Origin of the sequence: Streptomyces pyxinicus, from assembly GCF_024753135.1 — a bacterium.
Lineage (GTDB): Bacteria > Actinomycetota > Actinomycetes > Streptomycetales > Streptomycetaceae > Streptomyces > Streptomyces pyxinicus.
On record NZ_JANUGP010000027.1, the window covers coordinates 59,017 to 80,217 of the forward strand.

A 21,201-nucleotide genomic window follows, 5' to 3' on the forward strand; every position below is an offset into this window, starting at 1 on the left:
ACGATGGACGTTATGGGGGACAAGGCAACTCTGTTCACGACAGGGCGATTTGTGCAGCCTCCCGAGGGGGAGGCGTCCCGGGACGAACGGGACGACACGGCGGACGCGGCCGAGGAGCTGCGCCTCCGGCTGGCCGCCGATGCCGGTGACGCCGAGGCCATGAGCGTCCTCGGCGCCCTGCTGCTGCGCCGTGGCGACCTGGACGCGGCCGAACCCCAGCTGCGGGGCGCCACCGCGGCCGGCGACCGGGCCGCCGCCAACAACCTCGGCGTCCTCCTGCACCAGCGCGGCTACCCGGACGAGGCCGCCGGCTGGTGGCGGATCGCCGCCGTCGCCGGCTCCGCCGCCGCCGCGCACGCGCTGGGCCGCCACCACCGCGAGCGCGGGGACGAGCCCGCCGCCGAGTACTGGCTGCGCCAGTCCGCCGAGCAGGACCACGCCCTGGGCGCCTACGCGCTCGCCGACCTGCTGGAGCACCGCGGGGACGCGGGCGCCGAACACTGGATGCGGGCCGCCGCCGAGCGCGGCCACCGGGAGGCCGCCTACCGGCTGGCCCGCGCCCTCGACCGCAAGGCCGGACCCGAAGGGGAGACCGGCGCTGACAACGCTGTCGAGGGGGCCGAGCAGTGGTACCGGCAGGCCGCCGCCCGCGGCCACCGGCGGGCCGCGCTGCACCTCGGCGCGATCCTGGAGAAGCGCGGCGACCTGAAGGAGGCCGGGCGCTGGTACCTCACCTCCGCCAAGGACGGCGAGGCCCGCGCCGCCTGCGCGCTCGGCTTCCTGCTGCGCGACGCCGGGGACACCGAGAGCGCGGCCGTGTGGTGGCTGCGCGCGGCCCAGGACGGCGACGGCAACGCGGCCAACGCGCTCGGCGCGCTGCACGCCGAGCGCGGCGAGACCCAGACCGCCGAACGCTGGTACCGGGCCGCGCTGGACGCCGGGGACGACAACGGCGCGTACAACCTCGCCCTGCTCTGCGCCGAGCAGGGCCGGACCGCGCAGGCCGAGCAGTGGTACCGGCGGGCCGCCTACGCCGGGCACCGGGAGGCCGCCAACGCGCTCGCCGTCCTGCTGCTGCGGGTCGGCGACACGGCCGGCGCCGAGCCGTGGTTCTCCAAGGCCGCCGAGGCCGGCAGCGTGGACGCGGCGTTCAACCTCGGCATCCTGTACGCCGGGCGCGGCGAGGAGACGATGGCGCTGCGCTGGTACGAGCGGGCGGCGGCGGCCGGGCACACCGAGGCCGCGCTCCAGGTCGGCATCGCGCGGCTGCGGGAGGGCGACGAGCAGGACGCCGAGCGGCACCTGCGCTGCGCGGCGGGCGGCGGCAGCGCGGAGGGGGCGTACCGGCTGGCCACCCTGCTCGACGCGCGCCGGCCGCCGGAGCCCGCGCACGAGCTGGGCGAGATCGTGCACGAGAAGACCGAGTGCGAGGAGTGGTACGAGCGGGCCGCGTCCCTGGGGCACCGCCGGGCCCAGGTGCGGGTCGGGATGCTGGCGGCCGCGCGCGGTGACGTCGTGGACGCCGCCCGCTGGTACCGGGCGGCGGCGGAGGCCGGGTCCCGCAACGGCGCCTTCAACCTCGGCCTGCTGCTCGCGCGGGAGGGCAGCGAGCCGGAGGCCGCCGTGTGGTGGACGCGGGCCGCGGACGCCGGGCACGGACGGGCGGCGCTCCGGCTGGCCCTGGTCTACGCGCGTCGCGGCGAGCTGGCCGAGGGGCAGCGGTGGGCCGACCGGGCGGTGGCGCTGGGGCCGGCCGAGGTCGCCGAGCGGGCCGGACGGCTGCGGGACGCGCTGCGGCAGGAGCTGTCGGCGTGACGTCGGACACCCTGGGCCGAATGGATTTGCTTCCCCGCGCCGCCCTCGCGTAATGTCGTGTTCACCGACGCGGGGTGGAGCAGCTCGGTAGCTCGCTGGGCTCATAACCCAGAGGTCGCAGGTTCAAATCCTGTCCCCGCTACTGAAGGCCGAGGGCCGGAATCCGGAAACGGGTTCCGGCCCTCGGTCGTTTCCGCGTCGAGGACGTGAGCGGGTACGAAAAAGGGGGCCCGCAGGCCCCCTTCTCCTTCGCTTCCGTCAGCCGCCCGCGCAGTTCGGGCACACGCCCCGGTACGTGACCTCGACGTCCGACACCGTGAAGCCGAAGCGCTCGGAGTCGGGGAGGTCGGCGAGCGGGTTGCCCGTCGGGTGGACGTCGCGGATGGCGCCGCAGCGCGCGCAGACCAGGTGGTGATGCGGCTGGTGCGCGTTCGGGTCGTAGCGCTTGGCGCGCTTGTCCGTGGCGACCTCCAGCACCTCACCGAGTGAGACCAGCTCGCCCAGGGTGTTGTAGACGGTCGCCCGGGAGATCTCCGGCAGCTTCGCCACGGCGCGCGCGTGGACCTCGTCGGCCGTCAGATGCACGTGCTCGCCGTCGAGGACCTCGGCCACCACGCGTCGCTGCGAGGTCATCCGCCATCCGCGTCCACGCAGTCGTTCCAGAAGGTCGCTCATGGCCACCAGCGTAACAGGAAGGCGGACCAGGACGGGAACAGGTGTGACTTTGGACTTCTGATTGACTTGGACTGAGTCCAATGTAGGATCGAATCGACTTCGGGTTCACAGGACAGGACAGGTCAGGGATGACACAGGAGGCGCACGTGACGCAGGGACCGCTCACCACCGAGGCCGGGGCCCCGGTCGCCGACAACCAGAACAGCGAGACCGCGGGGATCGGCGGCCCGGTGCTGGTGCAGGACCAGCTCCTCCTGGAGAAGCTGGCCCACTTCAACCGGGAGCGCATCCCGGAGCGGGTCGTGCACGCACGCGGCGCCGGGGCCTACGGCACCTTCACGGTGACCGCCGACGTGACCCCGTACACCAGGGCCGCCTTCCTCGCCGGGCCCGGCGAGGAGACCGAGGTCTTCCTGCGCTTCTCGACCGTCGCCGGCAACCTCGGCTCGGCGGACGCCGTCCGTGACCCGCGCGGGTTCGCGCTGAAGTTCTACACCGAGGAGGGCAACTACGACCTCGTCGGCAACAACACCCCGGTGTTCTTCATCCGGGACGCGATCAAGTTCCCGGACTTCATCCACACCCAGAAGCGCGACCCCTACACCGGCAGCCAGGAAGCCGACAGCGTGTGGGACTTCTGGGGGCTGTCCCCGGAGTCCACGCACCAGGTGACCTGGCTCTTCGGCGACCGCGGCATCCCCGCGTCGTACCGGCACATGGACGGCTTCGGCTCGCACACCTACCAGTGGAACAACGCGGCCGGCGAGGTCTTCTGGGTCAAGTACCACTTCAAGACCGACCAGGGGATCAAGAACCTGACCGCCGAGGAGGCCGGGGTCCTCGCGGGCCGGGACCCCGACTCGCACCAGCGCGACCTGCGCGAGGCGATCGAGCGCGGCGAGTTCCCGAGCTGGACCGTGGGCGTGCAGATCATGCCGGCGGCGGACGCGGCGACGTACCGCTTCAACCCGTTCGACCTGACCAAGGTGTGGCCGCACGCGGACTACCCGGTCGTCGAGATCGGCCGGCTGGAGCTGAACCGCAACCCGGGCAACGTCTTCGCCGAGGTCGAGCAGTCGGTCTTCAGCCCCGCGCACTTCGTGCCCGGCATCGGCCCCTCCCCGGACAAGATGCTCCAGGGCCGGCTGTTCGCCTACGGCGACGCGCACCGCTACCGCGTCGGCGTCAACGCCGGCCACCTGCCGGTGAACCGCCCGCACGCCACCGAGGCGCGCACCCACTCCCGCGACGGCCTCCTCTACGACGGCCGGCACGGCGCCGCGAAGAACTACGAGCCGAACAGCTTCGGCGGCCCCGCCCAGACCGGCCGGGCGCTGTGGCAGCCGTACGACGGATTCGCCGGCGGCACCGGCGGCCACCCGACACCACCGCACGCCGAGGACGACGACTTCGTGCAGGCGGGCGACCTGTACCGGCTGATGACGGAGCCCGAGAAGGAGCGGCTCATCGCCAACCTGGCCGGTTCGCTCGCGCAGGTCTCCCGCGCGGACATCGCCGAGCGGGCCGTGGAGAACTTCCGCAGCGCCGACGCCGACTTCGGCAAGCGGCTGGACACGGCGGTGGCGGCGCTGCGCGGCTGAGCCGGCCGCCCCCGCGGCCGGGCGGGCCGGACCCCCGGTGCTCGGGTCCGGCCCGCTTCCGTGGGCTCAGGACACCGGCGCGGGTGCCGGGAGCCAGCAGCGGATGATGTCGCGGACCGAGACGATGCCGGCGACCTCGGCCCCGTCCAGCACGACCAGGTGCCGGAAGCCGCCCTCGGTCATGGCCCGGGCGGCCTCCTCCAGGGTCCAGGTCGGGGAGGCGAAGACGACGTCGGCGGTGGTGTGGGCGTGGCTGCGCTCGGTGTCCGGGTTCTGGCCGATGCCGACGGAGTTGAGGATGTCGCGTTCGGTGAGGATGCCGATGCCGCCGGCGTCCGGGTCGAGGACCACGGCGGCGCCGATGCGGCGGGCGGACATCAGCGTCGCCGCCTGGCGGAGTGTGTGGGCGGGGCCGATGGTGAGGATCACCGTGCTCATGGCGTCGCGTACCAGCATGGGTGGGGCCACCTCCAGGAGAACTCCCGGCACTCGTACGGGAATTCACAAGTTCACAAGTGGGGGAGGCTCCAGCGTGACAGGCGGGGGGAGAGCCGACAAGGGGGCGCGCGACGTCCGGCGACGGCGCGCGTGGGCTCGAACCCCCGGGTCAGTCGCGCTGTCCGAGATACCCCAGCAGGTCGTCGTGGAGCAGGCCGTTGGAGGCCGCCGCGTTGCCGCTGTGCGGGCCGGGGCGGCCGTCGAGGCCGGTGAAGGTGCCGCCCGCCTCGGTCACGATGACGGCCGTGGCCGCCATGTCCCACAGCGACAGCTCCGGTTCGGCGCACAGGTCCACCGAGCCCTCGGCGACCATCATGTACGGCCAGAAGTCGCCGTACGCGCGGGTGCGCCAGACCTGGCGGCCGAGGTCGAGGAAGCCGTCGAGCCGGCCCCGCTCCTCCCAGCCGGTGAGCGAGGAGTACGCGAAGGAGGCGTCGGCGAGCTGGTCGACCCGGGAGACGTGGAGCCGGCTCGCCGAGGTCAGGTTGCGTCCCGTGAAGGCGCCGTGGTCCTTGGCGGCCCACCAGCGGCGGCCGAGCGCGGGCGCGGAGACGAGGCCGACGACCGGCTCGTAACCGTCCGCGCCCGCGTCCATGAGGGAGATCAGGGTGGCCCAGACGGGCACGCCGCGTACGTAGTTCTTGGTGCCGTCGATCGGGTCGATCACCCAGCGGCGGGGTCCGGTGCCCTCCACGCCGTACTCCTCGCCGAGGACCGCGTCTCTCGGGCGGGCGCGCTGGAGGTGACCGCGGATCAGTTCCTCCGCCGCCTTGTCCGCCTCGCTCACCGGTGTCATGTCCGGCTTGGTCTCCACCTTCAGGTCCAGCGCCTTGAAGCGGTCCATGGTGGTGGCGTCCGCGGCGTCCGCGAGGACGTGGGCGAGGCGCAGGTCGTCCAGGTAGTCCGGCATGTGATGCACGGTATCCGCCGGAGCGGGGCCGGGGCCAACAGGGGGCCGGGGGCGTGGCGCGTCCGCACGGCGGTGTCCGAAGTGCCATCCCGCGCCCTTGACAGGGGGTACGGGCGCGTCAAACCTGGGCGCAGGGCTGGTGCGGCCCAGGGAGGCGAGGATGCCTGCTGCCCGGGAAGCGTTGCTGGACGCCGCTTGCGCCGCGCTCGTGCGGCGGCCGTGGTCCGCGGTGCGGATGGTCGAGGTGGCCGCCTCGGCCGGAGTGTCCCGGCAGACCCTGTACAACGAGTTCGGCAGCAAGGACGGGCTGGCCCGGGCGCTGGTGCGGCGGGCGGCCGACGGCTATCTCGCCGGTGTGGAGCGGGCGCTCGGCGGTGCCGCCGAGCCGGGGGAGCGGCTCATCGCGGCCGCCGAGTGGACCGCCGCGGCGGCCCGCGACGACGCGCTGGTGCGGGCCCTGCTCACCGGCTGCTGGAGCGAACGGCTGCCGGCGCCGTCACTCGCCGGCGTGCCGTCCGGCTCCGCGGTGCCCGCCCAGCGCCGGGCCGACGGCCCGCTGCCCACGCCCCGCGAGCTGGTCCACCTGGTCCGGGACCGTGCTGTGGCGGCGCTGTCCGCGCCCGCCGCCGCGCCCTCCGTCACCGCCCGGCTGACCCGCTCCTGCGAACTGGTCGTCCGGCTGGCCCTGTCCGGCGTGGCGGCGCCGCCGGGGGAGGGCGGCATGGCGGAGCTGGTCCGCGCGGTGTTCCCCCGGTAGCGGGCGCGTCGGCAGCGGGCGCGCTACTTCTTCAGCCAGCCCACCTTGGTGTAGTCGACGTCCGCGAGGCCCTCCGCCCCGAAGTTGGCCAGGCCCTTGCGGACCGCGAGGATCTGCGGGCGCTGGTACAGCTCGATGGAGTGGGCGAGGCGCCAGATCTCGTGGTCGGCCTGGTTGTACAGCCGGGCGGCGGCGGCCGGGTCGGTGGTGCCCGCGGCCCGGTGCAGCAGCGTGTCGATCTTCGGAGAGCCGACCGAGCCGAAGTTCTGGAACAGGTTGCCGCCCTTGGGCCGGACGAACACCGGGGTGAGCATGGACTGGTAGACGGCGTCGACGTTGCGGAAGCTGGTCAGGTCGAAGTTGCCGCGGTTGACGAACTGGTTGAAGTAGTCGTTCGCCGGCACCTTCTTCAGCTCCACCTTGATGCCGACCTGGCCGAGCTGCTGCTGCACCAGTTCGGCCTGGTCGGTCTGGGCGGCGGTGCCGCCGGCGCTGAGCACGTAGTCGAGGGTGAGCCGCTCGCCGCCCTTGGTGCGCGGCTTGCCGGCGCCGTTGTCCTGCCAGCCCGCCGCGTCGAGCAGCTTGGCCGCGGCCGCCGCGTCGAAGTCCGCGTAGCCGTCGGTGGTGTCCGTGTAGCCCTGCTGGTTCGGCATGAAGAAGTGGTTGTTCAGCGGCTTGAGTTCGAAGGACAGGTCCTTGGCGAAGGCCTCCTGGATGCCCTTGCGGTCGACGGCGTGCTGCACCGCCTGCCGTACCCGCAGGTCCTTCAGCGGGCCCCGGCCGCCGTTGAGCGTGATGTGCACCTCGTCCCAGCGGGCGCCCCGCCGGATGTCCGTGTCCGGCGCCTTCACCAGCCGCTTGTAGTCCTCGGGCAGCAGGGCGGTGGTGTAGTCGATCTCCTTGTTGAGGTAGGCGTCGGTGCGCGCCGCGGAGTCCAGGACGCGGAAGACGATCGAGTCCAGCTTGGGCTTGCGGCCCCACCACGTGGGGTCCGGGACCAGGGTGACGGTCTGCGCGGTCTTGTCGTACTTCCCGACCTTGAAGGCGTTGCCGGACACCGGCACCTTCTCCGACCAGCTCTTGAGGAACGCGGCGGGGCTGTCGTAGTACGCGGCCGGGTACAGCGGGTCGAACAGCCGCTGCCAGTCGGCGTACGGCGAGCCGAAGGTGACCTTCACGGTGTGCGCGTCGGCGCCCTGCTCCACCTTGGCGATCTGGTCGTAGCCGCTGGTGTCGGCGGCCTCGTAGCGCTTGTCCCGGCCGTTCAGGGCCCTCCACTGGGCCTGGAAGTCGTGCCAGCTCAGCGACTTGCCGTCGGACCACTTCGCCTTCGGGTTGAGCCGGTACTCGACGACCTGCGGACTGGTGGAGGTCACCTTCGCCGACAGCAGGAAGTCGGGGTTGACGTGGTGCGCGCCCCGGGCGTCGGAGTCGAACAGGTCGGGCAGGACGGTCCGGGCGATCTCCTGGGCGTCGCCCTGCTGGCCGTCGACGTTGTTGATGTTGTACTGCGTGATCCACTGATCGATGCCCATCGTCAGCGTGCCGCCCTGGCGCAGGTCGGCGACCGGCCGGGCGTTGATGTCCTGGCCGTCGGCCTTCGGCGCCGCCGCCTTGTGGGGCGCGCCGGCCTCGTCCGAGGAGCCGCAGCCGGTCACCAGCAGCGCGGTGGCCGCGGTGGCGGCGATCCAGGCGGCGGCGGGGATGGGACGCATGTCGGTGTCCTTCGTGGGGTTCGACGGGGTGGGACGCGCCGAACGTAGAACGCCGCCGAGGGACGGCGGGAGACCTTCGGGACTACTGACATGTTCTCTTCACAATGCTGCAACAAGAGGACTAGACCATATGTGATGTGCCCCTCTACCTGGCCAAACGCCTCGGCTACTACGCCGTCCTGCTGCTGGCCGCCGTCTGCCTGTCGTACCTGCTGGCCTCACTGGCGCTCGATCCGCGCGCCTACTACGAGGGCCGGCAGCCACCGCTGTCCCCGAGCGCCGTGGACCACCACCTCACCGCGCTCGGCCTGAACGACCACCAGCCGCTGCGCGAGCGCTTCGGGCACTGGGCCGACCGGGCCCTCCTGCACGGCGACCTCGGCCGGACCATCGACGGCACCTCGGTCAACGCCGAGTTCGGCCGGCGGATCGGCGTCAGCCTGCGGCTGCTGCTCACCGGCACCGTCGTCGGCACGGTCGCCGGTGTCCTCGTCGGCGCCTGGACGGCCGTACGCCAGTACCGGTTCAGCGACCGCGCGGTCACCGTCGCCTCCTTCGCGCTGCTGTCGACACCGGTGTTCCTGCTGGCGATCCTGCTGAAGACCGGCGCCATCTGGTTCAACCAGACCACCGGCACCGACCTCATCCAGTTCACCGGCGAGAAGAGCGTCGGGGCGGACGGCGGCTTCTGGGCCGTGCTGAAGGACCGGTCGGTGCATCTGCTGCTGCCCACCGTCTCCGTCGTCCTGTTCACCGTCGCGGGCTACAGCCGCTACCAGCGCAGCACCATGCTCGACGTCCTCGGCTCCGACTACCTGCGCACCGCCCGCGCCAAGGGGCTCGGCCGCCGCGCGGTCCTGCTGCGGCACGGGCTGCGCACCGCCCTCATCCCCATGTCGACCTACTTCTCCTACGGCTTCCTCGCCCTCTTCACCGGCGCCACCTTCACCGAGACGATCTTCGGCTGGCACGGCATGGGCGAGTGGTTCGTCAACTCCATCGGCAAGAACGACGTCAACTCCGTCGTCGCCGTCAACATCTTCGCGGCCGTCGTCGTGCTGCTGTCCGGCTTCCTCGCCGACCTGCTGCACGCCGCCCTCGATCCGCGTATCCGGCAGGCGTCATGAGCACGCTCATCGAGCCCCCCGAGGCCGTCGCCGAGGCCGTCACCGCCGCGCCGACCGGCCGGACCGCGCTCGTGCTGCGCCGGTTCCTGCGCAACCGGTCCGCGCTCTTCGGCGCCGTCCTCCTGCTGCTGCTCTTCCTGCTCGCGTTCGCCGGGCCCTACCTCACCCCCTGGTCCTACGACCACATCGACTACGGCGCGCTGCGCTCCGCACCCGGCCCCGACCACTGGTGGGGCACCAACCGCATCGGCCAGGACGTCTTCGCGCAGACCGTGCGCGGACTCCAGAAGTCCCTCGTCATCGGGCTGCTGGTGGCCGTCCTCGCCACCGGCCTCGCCTCGCTCGTCGGCGCCTGCGCCGGCTACTTCGGCGGCTGGACCGACCGGCTGCTGATGTTCCTCGTCGACCTGCTGCTCGTCTTCCCGGCCTTCCTCATCATCGCGATCATCTCGCCCCGGCTGCGCTCCGGCGGCTGGTTCGCGTTCGTCGCGCTGCTCGCCGTCTTCGCCTGGATGATCACCGCACGGGTGGTGCGCTCGATGACCCTGTCCCTGAAAGAGCGCGAATTCGTGCGCGCCGCCCGCTACATGGGCGTGGGACCCTTCCGGATCATCTGGCGGCACGTGCTGCCGAACGTCGCCTCCTTCCTGATCATCGACGCCACGATCCAGGTCGGCGGCGCGGTGATGAGCGAGACCGCGCTGTCGTACTTCGGCTTCGGCGTCCAGCCGCCCGACGTCTCGCTCGGCACGCTGATCGCCTCCGGCACCGGGGCCGCGGTCACCTACCCGTGGATGTTCTTCTTCGCGGCCGGACTGCTCGTCGTGTTCGTGCTCGCCGTCAACCTGGTCGGCGACGGACTGCGCGACGCCCTCGACCCGACCTCGAAGGGGGCGCGCCGATGAGCCCGCTGCTCGACATACGCGGACTCGACGTCGACTTCGACGGCAGACCCGCCGTCCGGGACGTGCACCTCACCCTGGACCGCGGCGAGGTCCTGGGCCTGGTCGGCGAGTCCGGCTCGGGCAAGTCCGCGACCGCGCTCGCCGTCCTCGGACTGCTGCCCGGCAACGCCGTCACCCGCGGCTCGGTACGGCTGGAGGGCACCGAACTCCTCGGCGCGGGCGAGCGGGAGCTGACCCGGATCCGCGGCAGCCGGGTGTCCATGGTCTTCCAGGACCCGCTCTCCGCGTTCACGCCCGTGTACCGGATCGGCGACCAGATCGCCGAGGCCGTCCGCGCCCACCGGGACGTCGGCCGGGAACGCGCCCGGGAGCGTGCCGTCGAACTGCTGGACCTCGTCGGCATCCCCGAACCGGCGCTCCGCGCGCGGGCGTTCCCGCACGAGTTCTCCGGCGGCATGCGCCAGCGCGCGATGATCGCCATGGCGCTGGCCGACGACCCCGACCTCATCCTCGCCGACGAACCCACCACGGCCCTGGACGTCACCATCCAGGCCCAGATCCTGGACGTGCTGCGCACCGCGCGGCGGGAGACCGGCGCCGCCCTGCTGCTGGTCAGCCACGACCTCGGGGTCATCGCCGGCATGGCCGACCGGGTCGCCGTCATGCGGGACGGCCGGGTCGTCGAACAGGGCCCGGCGCGGGAGGTGTTCCACCGGCCCCGGGAGCCGTACACCCGGCAGCTCCTCGCGGCCGTGCCCCGCATCGACACCCCGCGCCGGACCGCCCGGGCCGACGGCGAGCCGGTGCTGCGGGTGCGCGGGCTCACGCGTACGTTCCCTGTCCTCCAGGGCAGCGTCGTCCGGCGCCGCACCGGCACGGTGTACGCGGCCGACGGGGTGGACCTCGACATCCGGCGCGGCGAGACCCTGGCCCTGGTCGGGGAGTCCGGCTCGGGCAAGTCGACCACCCTCTTCGAACTGCTCGAACTCGCCCAGCCCGAGGCCGGGACGGTCGAGTTGTTCGGACAACGGCCCGGCACCCTCACCAAGGCGGAGACCCGGGCCCTGCGCCGGCGCGTCCAGATCGTCTTCCAGGACCCGATGGCCTCCCTGGACCCGAGGATGCCCGTCGGCGACATCATCGCGGAGCCGCTGCGCACCCAGGGCGCCGGCAAGGCGGTCATCGGCCGCCGGGTGCCCGAACTCCTCACCCGGGTCGGCCTGGACCCGGCCCACGCCGACCGGTACCCGCACGAGTTCTCCGGCGGCCAGCGGCAGCGGATCGGCATCGCCCGCGCGCTGTCCGTCGAACCCGAGCTGCTGGTCCTGGACGAACCGGTCTCCGCGCTCGACGTCTCCGTACAGGCCGAGGTGCTCGACCTGCTGCGCCGGCTGAAGGAGGAACTGGGCCTCGCCTACCTCTTCGTCTCCCACGACCTCGCGGTGGTCCGGAACATCGCCGACCGCGTCAGCGTGATGTACCTGGGCCGCACGGTCGAGGCCGGTCCCGTCGACGAGGTCTTCGCCCGCCCCCGGCACCCCTACACCCAGGCCCTGCTGTCCGCCGTCCCCGTCCCGGACCCCGACCGCGAACGCGAACGCCAGGGCACCCGCATCCTCCTCCAGGGCGACCCCCCGAGCCCGACCCACCGCTACGACGGCTGCCGCTTCCGGGCCCGCTGCCCCCTGTACCCGACCCTCGCCGGGGACGAACAGAAGCGCTGCGCCCACGAGGTACCGGAGTTCGAGGGGGACGGCGCGGCCTGCCATTTCCCGAGGGTGCGCGAGGTTTTGTGAGTCACACCTGTGGCACGGCGCCCCTAGTGGGCCGACCCCGACAGCTGCAACCCGATCACCCCGATGATCACCAGACTGATGGAGACGATCTTCAGGGTGGAGACCAGGTCGCCGAGGAAGACCATGCCGTAGATCGCGGTGCCGGCCGCGCCGATGCCGGTCCAGACGGCGTAGGCGGGGCCGACGTCGAGTTTGCGCAGGGAGAGGGTGAGGAGGCCGAAGCTGCCCAGGGCGAAGGAGGCGAACGCGACCGTCGGCCACAGCCGGGTGAAGCCGTGCGAGAGTTTCAGGCACACGGCGAAGCCGGTCTCCAGAATCCCGGCCACCATGACCAGCAGCCACGCCATGTGCGGTCCTCCCGTTGGTCCGGATCTCCGGCTCGGTGCGATTATGCACTTACCTGCCGTCCGCCCGGCCAAACAACGCGGTGCTCAGTCGCCCTCCCGGCGCTCCCGCGTGGCCAGCAGCCGGCGCAGCGAGTACAGCCGCGCCGGGTCCGCGTGTCCGTCGGCCACCCACGCGTCCAGCGCGCAGTCCGGCTCGTCGTGGCCGCACGCGCGCGGACAGCCCTCGGTGCCCGCCTCCAGGTCCGGGAAGGCGTGGATCACCCGGGAGGGGTCGATGTGCGCCAGGCCGAAGGACCGCACCCCCGGGGTGTCGACGACCCAGCCCGCCCCGTCCCCGAGCGGCAGCGCGAGCGCGGAGGTGGTGGTGTGCCGGCCGCGGCCCGTCACGGCGTTCACATGACCCGTCGTACGCCGCCGGTCCGCCGGCACGAGCGCGTTGACCAGGGTCGTCTTGCCCACGCCGGAGTGCCCCACGAACGCGGTGATCCGGCCGTCCAGCTGCTCCCGCACCCGGTCCGCCGCGTCCCCGTTCTCCAGTTCCTCCCGGCTGGTGACGACGAACGGGATGTCCAGGTCGCCGTACAGCTCCCGCAGCTTGTCCGGTGAGGCCAGGTCCGACTTGGTCATGACCAGCAGCGGTTCCAGGCCGCCGTCGTAGGCCGCGACCAGACAGCGGTCGATCAGCCGGGGGCGCGGTTCGGGGTCGGCGAGCGCGGTCACGATCGCCAGCTGGTCGGCGTTGGCCACGACCACCCGCTCGTACGGGTCGTCGTCGTCGGCCGTGCGCCGCAGCACCGAGGTGCGCTCCTCGATGCGGACGATCCGCGCGAGCGTGTCCTTGGCGCCGGACAGGTCGCCGACCAGGGCCACCCGGTCGCCGACCACGGCCGCCTTGCGGCCCAGCTCGCGCGCCTTCATCGCCAGTACGACCCGGTCCTCGACCAGGCAGGTCAGCCGGCCCCGGTCGACGGTGAGGACCATGCCCTCGGCCGCGTCCTCGTGCTTGGGCCGGATGTGTGTACGCGGCCGGTTGCCCTTGCGGTTGGGGCGGCTGCGGATGTCGTCCTCGTCGGTGTGCTTGCCGTAGCGGCGCATGGCGTGACGTCCCTACTGCCCGAGCATCCCGGTCCACAGCTCCGGGAAGTCCGGCAGGGTCTTCGCCGTCGTCGCCACGTTCTCGATCCGCACCCCCTCGACCGCGAGGCCGATCACCGCGCCCGCGGTCGCCATCCGGTGGTCGTCGTACGTGTGGAACACGCCCCCGTGCAGCGGGCGCGGGCGGATGTGCAGGCCGTCGGCCGTCTCGGTCACGTCACCGCCCAGTTCGTTGATCTCCTTGGTGAGCGCGGCCAGCCGGTCCGTCTCGTGCAGCCGCAGATGGGCCACGCCTCGCAGGGTGGAGGGGGAGTCGGCCAGCGCCGCGACCGCCGCGATGCCCGGGGTCAGCTCGCCGACGTCGCCCAGGTCCACGTCGATGCCGTGCACGGCACCCGAACCGGTGAACACCAGGCCGTAGTCGGTCAGCTCGCAGGAACCGCCCATCTCGGTGAAGATCTCCCGCAGCCGGTCACCCGGCTGGGTGGTGCGCTCCGGCCAGTCCGGGATCAGCACCTTGCCGCCCGTGACCAGGGCCGCCGCGAGGAAGGGCTGCGCGTTGGACAGGTCCGGCTCGACCGTCAGGTCCCGGCCGAGCAGCGCGCCCGGCGTCACCCGCCACACGTTCGGCTCGCCGCCCGACTCCGGGGTGTCCACCTGGGCGCCGACCGCGCGCAGCATGTCCACCGTCATCCGGATGTGCGGCAGCGAGGGCAGCGTCGCACCGGTGTGCCGGACCTCCACGCCCTGGTTGAAGCGCGGGCCCGACAGCAGCAGGGCCGACACGAACTGCGACGAGGACGAGGCGTCGATCGACACCGGGCCGCCGTCCAGCGCCCCGCCGCCGTGCACGGTCAGCGGCAGCGCGCCCCGGCCGTCGTCGTCGATCCGGGCGCCGAGCTGGCGCAGCGCGTCGATCACGCCGTGCAGCGGACGCTCGTAGGAGCGCGGGTCGCCGTCGAACCGGATCGGGCCGTCGGCCAGCGCGGCCACCGGCGGCAGGAAGCGCATCACGGTGCCGGCGTTGCCGACGTCGACCGTGGCCGGGCCCTGGAGGCCGTCCGGCAGCACCCGCCAGGCCTCGCCGGTGCCGTCCGGGCCGACGCCCTCCTCGATCTCCACGCCCATCGCGCGCAGCGCCCCGGCCATCAGCAGGGTGTCGCGGGAGCGCAGCGGGCGGCGCAGCCAGCCGGGCTCGGAGGCGAGGGCGGCGAGCACGAGGGCGCGGTTGGTGACCGACTTGGACCCCGGCACGTGGACCGTGGCATCGACGGCTCCGCTCGCGTACGGGGCGGGCCAGAGGGCGGTAGGGGCGGTGTTCGGGGCCATGGGGCCACTTTATAAGGAGGGGCCCGGACTCATCCCTCCAGCAGCCAGGTGCCACCGCCGATCAGGGAGCACAGCGAGACGGCGTGGAACAGGAACAGCCACAGGCCCGCCGGGACGTGCGTGAGCCGGGAGAGCTGGTCCGCGTCCGAGTCCCCGGCCCCGCCCCGCGACCGCTTGGCCTGCAGCTCGAACGGCGGCCGGACCCCGCCCAGCAGCAGGAACCACACCACCGCGTACGCGAACGCGGCCTGTACCTGCGGACCCGTGAGCCACGACACCAGCAGGAAGGCGCCGCCGGTGAGGACGACCGTCAGCACGCCGTACGCGTTGCGGATCATCACCAGCATCACCACCAGCAGCGCGGTCGCGGCCCACAGCAGCAGCGTGATGCGCCCGGCGGCCAGCAGCGCCGCGCCGCCGAGGCCCAGCAGCGAGGGCGCCGTGTAGCCGGCCGCGGCGGTGAGGATCATGCCCAGGCCGTACGGCTTGCCCCGGCTGACCGTGAGGCCGCTGGTGTCGGAGTGCAGCCGGATGCCGGTGAGCTGCCGGCCGGTGAGCAGGGCGATCAGGCCGTGGCCGCCCTCGTGCGCGATGGTGATCGCGTTGCGGGCTATCCGCCACAGCGCGGGCGGGACGACGACCGCGAGCGCGGCGGCCAGCGTGGCCAGCACCACCCACAGGTCGGGGTCGCCCTGGGTGCCGGTGAGCCGGTCCCACAGGTCGGGCAGCGCGAGGGCGGCGAGGCTGTCCATGCTCTCCATGTCCGGTGCAGACTCCCTGTCGTCGTACGGCGGTGTGGCAGTGTGGCACGTATGTGCGGACGGTATGCGTCGAGTCGTCGGCCCGAGGATCTCGCGGGCGCCTTCGGGATCGAGAAGTGGGAGCCGGAGGAGGCTCTGGAGCTCGACTACAACGTGGCGCCGACCAAGGAGGTCTACGCCGTTCTCGACCGTCCCCTGAAAGACGCGGACTCGCCCCGTCCGGTTCGCCAGCTGCGCAAGCTGAAGTGGGGCCTGGTGCCGTCCTGGGCCAAGACGCCCGAAGGCGGCGCGCGCATGATCAACGCCCGCGCGGAGACCGTCCACGAGAAGCCGTCCTACCGCCGGGCCTTCGCCGCCCGGCGCTGCGTCCTGCCCGCCGACGGCTACTTCGAGTGGGTCACCGGCGCCCAGGAGCGGGAGCTGGAGGTCGAGGGCCGGAAGAAGCGCCCGCGCAAGCAGCCGTACTTCGTGCTGCCCGCCGACGGCTCGGTGTTCGCGATGGCCGGCCTCTACGAGTTCTGGCGCGACCGCACCCTGCCCGACGACCACCCCGGGGCCTGGTGGGTCACCTGCTCGGTGATCACCACGGAGGCCGAGAGCACCCCGCTGGCCGTCGCCCCCGCCGACGGCCCCCGCTCCCTCGCCGACATCCACCCCCGCATGCCGCTGATGCTCACCCCGGACCGCTGGGACGCCTGGCTCGACCCCGCCCGCACCGACCCGGACGCGCTGCGCGAGCTGCTGGCCCCGCCGCCGCCCGGCCTGATGCGTGCCTACCCGGTCTCCACGGCCGTCAGCAACGTCCGCAACAACGGCCCGGAGCTGCTGAAGGAACTGGCGGCACCGGAGGAGGGCACGCTCTTCTAGGGTCTTGCCCCGCTCTGTGACACCGGCACGATCCGAAAGGCAGGCCTCAGCGTGACCACCGAGATCATCAGCACCGACGCCGGGGACGCCCGCGTCACCTGGCACCCGGCCCCGCGCCCGCGCCTCGTGCTCGCTGTGAGCCACGGCGCCGGCGGCGGTATCGAGGCCCGCGACCTCCGGGCGCTCGCCGGCGCCCTGCCCGCGCACGGGGTGAGCGTCGCCCTCGTGGAGCAGCCCTGGCGGGTCGCCGGCAAGAAGCTCGCACCCGCGCCGAAGACCCTCGACACCGGCTGGCGCGGGGTGTGGCCGGCGCTCACGGCACCCGGCCTGCCGGTGATCTCCGGCGGCCGCAGCGCCGGCGCCCGGGTCGCCTGCCGCACCGCCGCCGAGCTGGGCGCGCACGCCGTGCTCGCGCTGAGCTTCCCGCTGCACCCGCCCGGCAGGCCCGAGAAGTCCCGGGCCGCCGAACTGCTCGGCGCCGGGGCGCCCACGCTGGTCGTGCAGGGCGGCAACGACCCCTTCGGCCGGCCCGCCGAGTTCCCCGAGGCGTCCCACGAACTGGTCGAGGTGCCGGGCGCCGACCACGGCTTCGCGGTGCCCAAGCGCGCGGAGACCACCCAGGAGCGCGCCCTGGGGATCCTCACCGACGCTGTCGTGCGGTGGGCCGCGTCACTCGGGTGACCCCTGGGAATGCGGCGCGGCGCCCCGCTGTTGTGGCGGACAGAAGTGCTGAGGCCTCGGCACCGACGTCGTGGGAAGGGAAGTCCGCCGCATGGGTTCGACCGTATGCCCGAACCGCCGTGACCTGGACTGGACGGTCCTGCACGCGGCGAAGACGGCCTCCATTCGAGGGGCGGCAGGCACGGGTCGTGTTCTATCCTCCGAAACGAGTGGGGCCGGTTTCGGTCCCGCCCGGGATCTTGAGGAGGTGGGTCCGGTCACTGGGACCGACGCGGGGACCGACAACGGCCAGGCGGAGCAGCCCGAGGGCCAGGGCGTGAGCGCGGAGGCCTCTTCCGAGTCGACCGCGGAGCGCAGCGCGCGCTTCGAGCGGGACGCACTGGAATTCCTCGACCAGATGTACTCGGCCGCGCTGCGCATGACCCGCAACCCGGCCGACGCCGAGGACCTGGTGCAGGAGACCTACGCCAAGGCGTACGCGTCCTTCCACCAGTTCCGTGAGGGCACCAACCTCAAGGCGTGGCTGTACCGCATCCTGACCAACACCTTCATCAACTCCTACCGCAAGAAGCAGCGCGAGCCCCAGCGCTCCGCCGCGGAGGAGATCGAGGACTGGCAGCTCGCCCGCGCCGAGTCGCACATGTCGACCGGCCTGCGCTCCGCCGAGTCGCAGGCGCTCGACCACCTGCCCGACTCGGACGTGAAGTCGGCCCTCCAGGCGATCCCCGAGGAGTTCCGCATCGCCGTCTATCTCGCGGACGTAGAGGGCTTTGCGTACAAGGAGATCGCGGACATCATGGGGACACCCATCGGAACGGTGATGTCCCGGCTGCACCGGGGCCGCCGTCAACTGCGCGGCATGCTGGAGGACTACGCCCGCGACCGCGGTCTGGTCCCGGCCGGCGCCGGAGAGTCGAACGAAGCGAAAGGCTCGGGCTCATGAGCTGCGGAGAGCCGCACGAGACGGACTGCGGTGAGGTCCTCGATCATCTGTACGAGTTCCTCGACAGCGAGATGCCGGATGTCGACCGCGACAAGTTCCAGCACCACTTCGAGGAATGCTCGCCGTGCCTGGAGAAGTACGGCCTGGAGCAGGCCGTGAAGAAGCTGGTCAAGCGGTGCTGCGGACATGACGACGTGCCGGCCGACCTGCGGGCCAAGGTCATGGGGCGGATCGACCTGATCCGCTCCGGCGGCACCGTGCCCGAGCACGACGTGACCGCCACCCCGCAGGAACGCTGACCCGGGTCCGATCGCCGGGACTTCACCCGAACGTGCTAATCCTCAGGTCATAGGCCCCGCGCCCCCGACCCTCCGTCCTAGGCTCCGAGCCTGGACAGGCATGGTCGGGGAGGGACGCGATGGAGGCGCTGCCGGCACGGGCACGCGGCTATGTGGCCGCTGTCTCCCTGCTGGCCGCCCTGTGCGTGCTCCCGGTACCCCGCACCCACGCCCCCTGGTGGGCCATCGCGCTGCTCGCCGCCGTCTACGCGTCCTGCGAGCACCTCGTCAGGCACCGCTTCGGCGGCACCTTCTACCCGGTGCTGCTCGCCGGGGCGTTCCTGCTGCCCCCGCCGGCCGCCGCGCTCGTCCCGCTGCCCGCCGCGCTGCTGTGCCGCGTGGAACAGCGGCCCGCGGCGGCCCGCCGGCTGTGGCGGGCCGCCCGGCCCTCGCTCGCCGTGTGGGGAGCGGGTGCCGTCCACTGGCTGCTCGGCGGCCGGGACGCCGTCGTCGCCTGCGCCTTCCCGGACGCGCTGCTGCCCGCCGGCGCGGCCGTGCTCGTCTTCTGCCTGGTCCTGAGCCTCCTCGACGGCGGCATCCTCGCCGTCACCGAGCACGTGCCGCTGCGCCGCTCCTGGCGCGGGCTGCTGGCCCGCTCCCTCGCTCCCGTGGCCGTGCACGGACTCGCCGGGCTGATGATGGCCGTGCTGTGGCGCAGCCCATACGGCCCGGTCGCGGCCCTGCTCGTGCTGCTGCCGATGTGCGTCTCCTGGTGGGCCTTCGCCCAGTACCACCGCGAACGCGCCGCCCACCAGGCCACCATCCGCGCCCTCGTCCAGGCCGTCGACATCAAGGACGGCTACACCCGCGGCCACAGCGAACGCGTCGGCCAGGCCTCCGTGCTGATCGCCCGCGAACTCGGCATGGACGACGCCCGCGTGGAGACGCTCCGCTTCGCCGGCATCCTGCACGACGTCGGCAAGCTCGGCGTCCCCACCCGGCTGCTGCGCAAGGACGGCCCGCTCACCCCCGAGGAACGCCGGATCATCGAACTGCACCCCGAGTACGGCCACGAGATGGTCCGCGGCATCTCCTTCCTCGGCGAGGCCCGCGCCGCGATCCTGCACCACCACGAACGCCTCGACGGCAGCGGCTACCCCTACGGCCTGGCCGGCACCCAGATCCCCGAGTGCGCCCGGGTCGTCGCGGTCGCGGACGCCTTCGACGCGATGACCTCCACCCGCTCCTACAGCCGGGCCCGCCCCGTCGAGGTGGCCGTCACCGAACTGGAGCGCTGCGCCGGCACCCAGTTCGACCCGGCCATGGTCGCCGCCCTCGCCCGCGCCGTCCGCGCCTACGGTTGGCACCCCACGGTCACCGCCGACGAACCCACACCCGCCACCACCTCGGCGGACCGCATTCCGAGCACCCGGACCGCCCCATGACCGCCCCCGACGCCGCCACCACGCTGGCCGTGCCCGACACCACCGCGCCGGCCGTGTCCGAGCCGCCCCGCCGGGCCGCGCCTCCCGGCACGGCCGGGGCCTGGCCGTACGTGCTGCCGTGTCCGGTGGTCACCGTCTCCGCCGGGGTGTGTGCCGACCACCCGGAGCGCCCCGCGACCGCCTCCGGCGCCGCCGCACCGGCCGTGCCCGAGTCGTCCCGGTGGACCGGCGACCCGGCCCGCCGGGCAGCGCCCCTCGGCGCGGCCGGGGCCTGGCCGTACGCGCTGCCGCGTCCGCCGGTCACCGTCTCCGCGGACCGTGTCCCGAGCATCCGGGCCGCCCCGTGACCGCGCTCCGGTGTGTGCACGGGGCCGCCGCCCTCGTCGCGGCCGGCTGTCTCGCCGCAGTTTTGTGGACCGGGCTGGAGGACCGGGGGGTCGCGCTCGCCTTCGGGGTGCTGACCGCTGTCGGGGAGCTGACCCGGTGGAGCGGTGGCCCGGTGCGGCAGGCCGCGCCGCTCGGTACCGCGGGGGCGCTGTCGTACGCGCTGCTGGGGGCCGTCGGCGGGCGCCCCACCGACCACGGCGCGGCCGAGGTCGTCACCGTCGTCCTCGCCGCCGCCCTGCTCGGCGCGGTCCCGCACCTCTGGTGCGGGCGCGGCCCGGTTCTGGACCACCTGGCGCGCCGGGTCCTGACCGCCGGCTTCGCCGCCCTGTGCTTCCAACCCCTCTACAACCGCGGCTACTTCACCTCCTGGAGCGGCCCCGCCTACGCCCTGCTCCTCATCACCCTGCTGGCCCTGACCATGCTGTGCGACGCCGTGCTCGGCGCCGCGCTGGCCCACTGCCGCACCCGCTGGCCGTTCGGCCCGCTGCTGCGCGAGGAACTGCGCGGCCTGCTCGGCATCGGCGCCGCCGTGTGCGCGACCGGCGCGGTGATGGCGCTCGCGGTCGCCGTCGTCGGACTGTGGGCGCTGCCCGTGTTCTGCCTGCCCCTGCTGCTCACCCAGCTGTCCGTGCGCCGGCACGCCGCCGTCCGGGCCACCTACCGGCAGACCATCGCCTCGCTCGCCCGCGCCACCGAGATCGCCGGCTACACCCCGGCCGGGCACGCCCGCCGGGTCGCCGCGCTCAGCCTCGCCGTCGGCCGCGACCTGGGCCTCACCGGCGGTGAGCTGACCATGCTGGAGTACGCGGCCCTGATGCACGACATCGGTCAGCTCAGCCTGGTCGACCCGGTCCCGGCCGGCGCGACCGCCGGCCTGCCCGCCGCCGAGCAGCGCCGCATCGCCCTGCTCGGCGGCGCCGTCGTCCGGCAGACCGGGGTGGCCGCGGCCGTCGCCGTCGTCGTGGAGCGGCAGGCCGACCCCTGTGCCGAGCAGCCGCTCGCCGCCCGGATCGTCCGGGCCGTGAACGCGTACGAGGAGAAGAGCCGCGACGCCGGCCCCGAGGGGCCGCTGCGGGCGCTGGAGGACCTGCGGCTCGGCACCGCCGGGGACTACGCTCCCGAGGTCGTGGAGTCGCTCGCCCGGGTGCTCGCCCAGTCCCGTGCCCGCGCCGAGGGCGGGCCGGGCGCGGACGGCGGGAGACGTACGGCACTGTCTGACCCCGCCCGCGGCTGGGTAACCCATGGGTAATGAGCGCCTTTCCCACCGCA

General features: G+C 73.3%; 21 protein-coding genes and 1 tRNA gene. 14 read left to right on the plus strand and 8 right to left on the minus strand.

Annotation, left to right across the window (positions count from 1 at the left end; translation table 11 throughout):
• Positions 1-3 precede the first annotated feature (3 nt).
• Both NX794_RS28200 and NX794_RS28205 read left to right on the plus strand, forming a co-directional pair.
• On the plus strand, positions 4-1,815 hold the full coding sequence (locus NX794_RS28200) for a tetratricopeptide repeat protein (protein WP_258782031.1): 1,812 nt from the start codon (positions 4-6) through the stop codon (positions 1,813-1,815).
• A gap of 68 nt (positions 1,816-1,883) precedes the next feature.
• Positions 1,884-1,957 (plus strand) — tRNA-Met (locus NX794_RS28205).
• Positions 1,958-2,073: 116 nt separating this feature from the next.
• On the opposite strand, the gene NX794_RS28210 is transcribed toward NX794_RS28205, so the two are convergent.
• Positions 2,074-2,490 carry a Fur family transcriptional regulator gene (locus tag NX794_RS28210; RefSeq protein WP_258782033.1) on the minus strand — a complete coding sequence of 139 codons (417 nt, stop codon included), beginning with the start codon at positions 2,488-2,490 and terminating at the stop codon, positions 2,074-2,076.
• Between the two features lie 146 nt (positions 2,491-2,636).
• On the opposite strand from NX794_RS28210, the gene NX794_RS28215 reads away from it, so the two are divergent.
• Positions 2,637-4,091, plus strand: coding sequence for a catalase (locus tag NX794_RS28215; RefSeq protein ID WP_258782034.1), 1,455 nt, complete (start codon positions 2,637-2,639; stop codon positions 4,089-4,091).
• 66 nt (positions 4,092-4,157) lie between these two features.
• Here the strand turns inward: NX794_RS28215 and NX794_RS28220 are convergent, their stop codons facing one another.
• Together NX794_RS28220 and hisN are read right to left on the minus strand one after the other, a co-directional pair.
• Positions 4,158-4,547: a CBS domain-containing protein gene (locus tag NX794_RS28220; protein WP_258782042.1), complete on the minus strand. Its 390-nt coding sequence runs from the start codon at positions 4,545-4,547 to the stop codon at positions 4,158-4,160.
• 151 nt (positions 4,548-4,698) lie between these two features.
• Positions 4,699-5,499 carry a histidinol-phosphatase gene (gene hisN / locus NX794_RS28225; RefSeq protein ID WP_258782044.1) on the minus strand — a complete coding sequence of 267 codons (801 nt, stop codon included), beginning with the start codon at positions 5,497-5,499 and terminating at the stop codon, positions 4,699-4,701.
• A gap of 160 nt (positions 5,500-5,659) precedes the next feature.
• On the opposite strand from hisN, the gene NX794_RS28230 reads away from it, so the two are divergent.
• Positions 5,660-6,256 carry a TetR/AcrR family transcriptional regulator gene (locus NX794_RS28230; protein WP_258782047.1) on the plus strand — a complete coding sequence of 199 codons (597 nt, stop codon included), beginning with the start codon at positions 5,660-5,662 and terminating at the stop codon, positions 6,254-6,256.
• 23 nt (positions 6,257-6,279) lie between these two features.
• On the opposite strand, the gene NX794_RS28235 is transcribed toward NX794_RS28230, so the two are convergent.
• Positions 6,280-7,971, minus strand: coding sequence for an ABC transporter family substrate-binding protein (locus NX794_RS28235; RefSeq protein ID WP_258782049.1), 1,692 nt, complete (start codon positions 7,969-7,971; stop codon positions 6,280-6,282).
• A gap of 137 nt (positions 7,972-8,108) precedes the next feature.
• Between NX794_RS28235 and NX794_RS28240 the strand changes: the two genes are divergently transcribed.
• The 3 genes from NX794_RS28240 to NX794_RS28250 are packed head-to-tail and all read left to right on the plus strand — an operon-like array spanning position 8,109 to position 11,799.
• Positions 8,109-9,098 (plus strand): ABC transporter permease, encoded by a 990-nt coding sequence (locus NX794_RS28240; RefSeq protein ID WP_258782051.1) that lies wholly within the window; start codon positions 8,109-8,111, stop codon positions 9,096-9,098.
• Entirely contained in the window at positions 9,095-10,003 is a 909-nt protein-coding gene (locus NX794_RS28245; protein ID WP_258782053.1) for an ABC transporter permease, read from the plus strand. The genes NX794_RS28240 and NX794_RS28245 overlap by 4 nt, the downstream gene beginning before the upstream one ends.
• The gene (locus NX794_RS28250; RefSeq protein WP_258782055.1) at positions 10,000-11,799 is read left to right on the plus strand and encodes an ABC transporter ATP-binding protein; all 1,800 of its coding nucleotides are present in this window, start codon (positions 10,000-10,002) and stop codon (positions 11,797-11,799) included. The genes NX794_RS28245 and NX794_RS28250 overlap by 4 nt, the downstream gene beginning before the upstream one ends.
• A 23-nt stretch (positions 11,800-11,822) precedes the next feature.
• Here the strand turns inward: NX794_RS28250 and NX794_RS28255 are convergent, their stop codons facing one another.
• From NX794_RS28255 to NX794_RS28270, 4 genes are all read right to left on the minus strand, one after another.
• Positions 11,823-12,146: a DMT family transporter gene (locus tag NX794_RS28255; RefSeq protein WP_258782056.1), complete on the minus strand. Its 324-nt coding sequence runs from the start codon at positions 12,144-12,146 to the stop codon at positions 11,823-11,825.
• An 84-nt stretch (positions 12,147-12,230) separates the two neighbouring features.
• Positions 12,231-13,241 carry a ribosome small subunit-dependent GTPase A gene (gene rsgA, locus NX794_RS28260; protein ID WP_258782058.1) on the minus strand — a complete coding sequence of 337 codons (1,011 nt, stop codon included), beginning with the start codon at positions 13,239-13,241 and terminating at the stop codon, positions 12,231-12,233.
• Between the two features lie 12 nt (positions 13,242-13,253).
• Complete coding sequence (aroA, locus tag NX794_RS28265) at positions 13,254-14,570, minus strand: 3-phosphoshikimate 1-carboxyvinyltransferase (RefSeq protein ID WP_258782059.1); 1,317 nt, start codon at positions 14,568-14,570, stop codon at positions 13,254-13,256.
• 29 nt (positions 14,571-14,599) lie between these two features.
• A complete protein-coding gene (locus tag NX794_RS28270; RefSeq protein WP_258782108.1) occupies positions 14,600-15,322 on the minus strand; it encodes a M50 family metallopeptidase in 723 nt (240 codons plus the stop codon).
• A 60-nt stretch (positions 15,323-15,382) separates the two neighbouring features.
• On the opposite strand from NX794_RS28270, the gene NX794_RS28275 reads away from it, so the two are divergent.
• The 7 genes from NX794_RS28275 (at position 15,383) to NX794_RS28305 (ending at position 21,181) form a co-directional block, all read left to right on the plus strand.
• Positions 15,383-16,198 carry an SOS response-associated peptidase gene (locus NX794_RS28275; protein WP_258782060.1) on the plus strand — a complete coding sequence of 272 codons (816 nt, stop codon included), beginning with the start codon at positions 15,383-15,385 and terminating at the stop codon, positions 16,196-16,198.
• A 51-nt stretch (positions 16,199-16,249) separates the two neighbouring features.
• Positions 16,250-16,879 carry an alpha/beta hydrolase family protein gene (locus NX794_RS28280; RefSeq protein WP_258782061.1) on the plus strand — a complete coding sequence of 210 codons (630 nt, stop codon included), beginning with the start codon at positions 16,250-16,252 and terminating at the stop codon, positions 16,877-16,879.
• Positions 16,880-17,126: 247 nt separating this feature from the next.
• Positions 17,127-17,822, plus strand: coding sequence for an RNA polymerase sigma factor SigR (sigR, locus tag NX794_RS28285; protein WP_258782062.1), 696 nt, complete (start codon positions 17,127-17,129; stop codon positions 17,820-17,822).
• Positions 17,819-18,121, plus strand: coding sequence for a mycothiol system anti-sigma-R factor (gene rsrA / locus NX794_RS28290; RefSeq protein WP_258782063.1), 303 nt, complete (start codon positions 17,819-17,821; stop codon positions 18,119-18,121). Before sigR ends, rsrA begins: the two co-directional genes overlap by 4 nt.
• 119 nt (positions 18,122-18,240) lie before the next feature.
• Entirely contained in the window at positions 18,241-19,545 is a 1,305-nt protein-coding gene (locus NX794_RS28295) for an HD-GYP domain-containing protein (RefSeq protein ID WP_258782064.1), read from the plus strand.
• Positions 19,542-19,892 (plus strand): hypothetical protein, encoded by a 351-nt coding sequence (locus NX794_RS28300; RefSeq protein ID WP_258782065.1) that lies wholly within the window; start codon positions 19,542-19,544, stop codon positions 19,890-19,892. The genes NX794_RS28295 and NX794_RS28300 overlap by 4 nt, the downstream gene beginning before the upstream one ends.
• Entirely contained in the window at positions 19,889-21,181 is a 1,293-nt protein-coding gene (locus NX794_RS28305; RefSeq protein WP_258782068.1) for an HD-GYP domain-containing protein, read from the plus strand. Before NX794_RS28300 ends, NX794_RS28305 begins: the two co-directional genes overlap by 4 nt.
• Positions 21,182-21,201 lie beyond the last annotated feature (20 nt).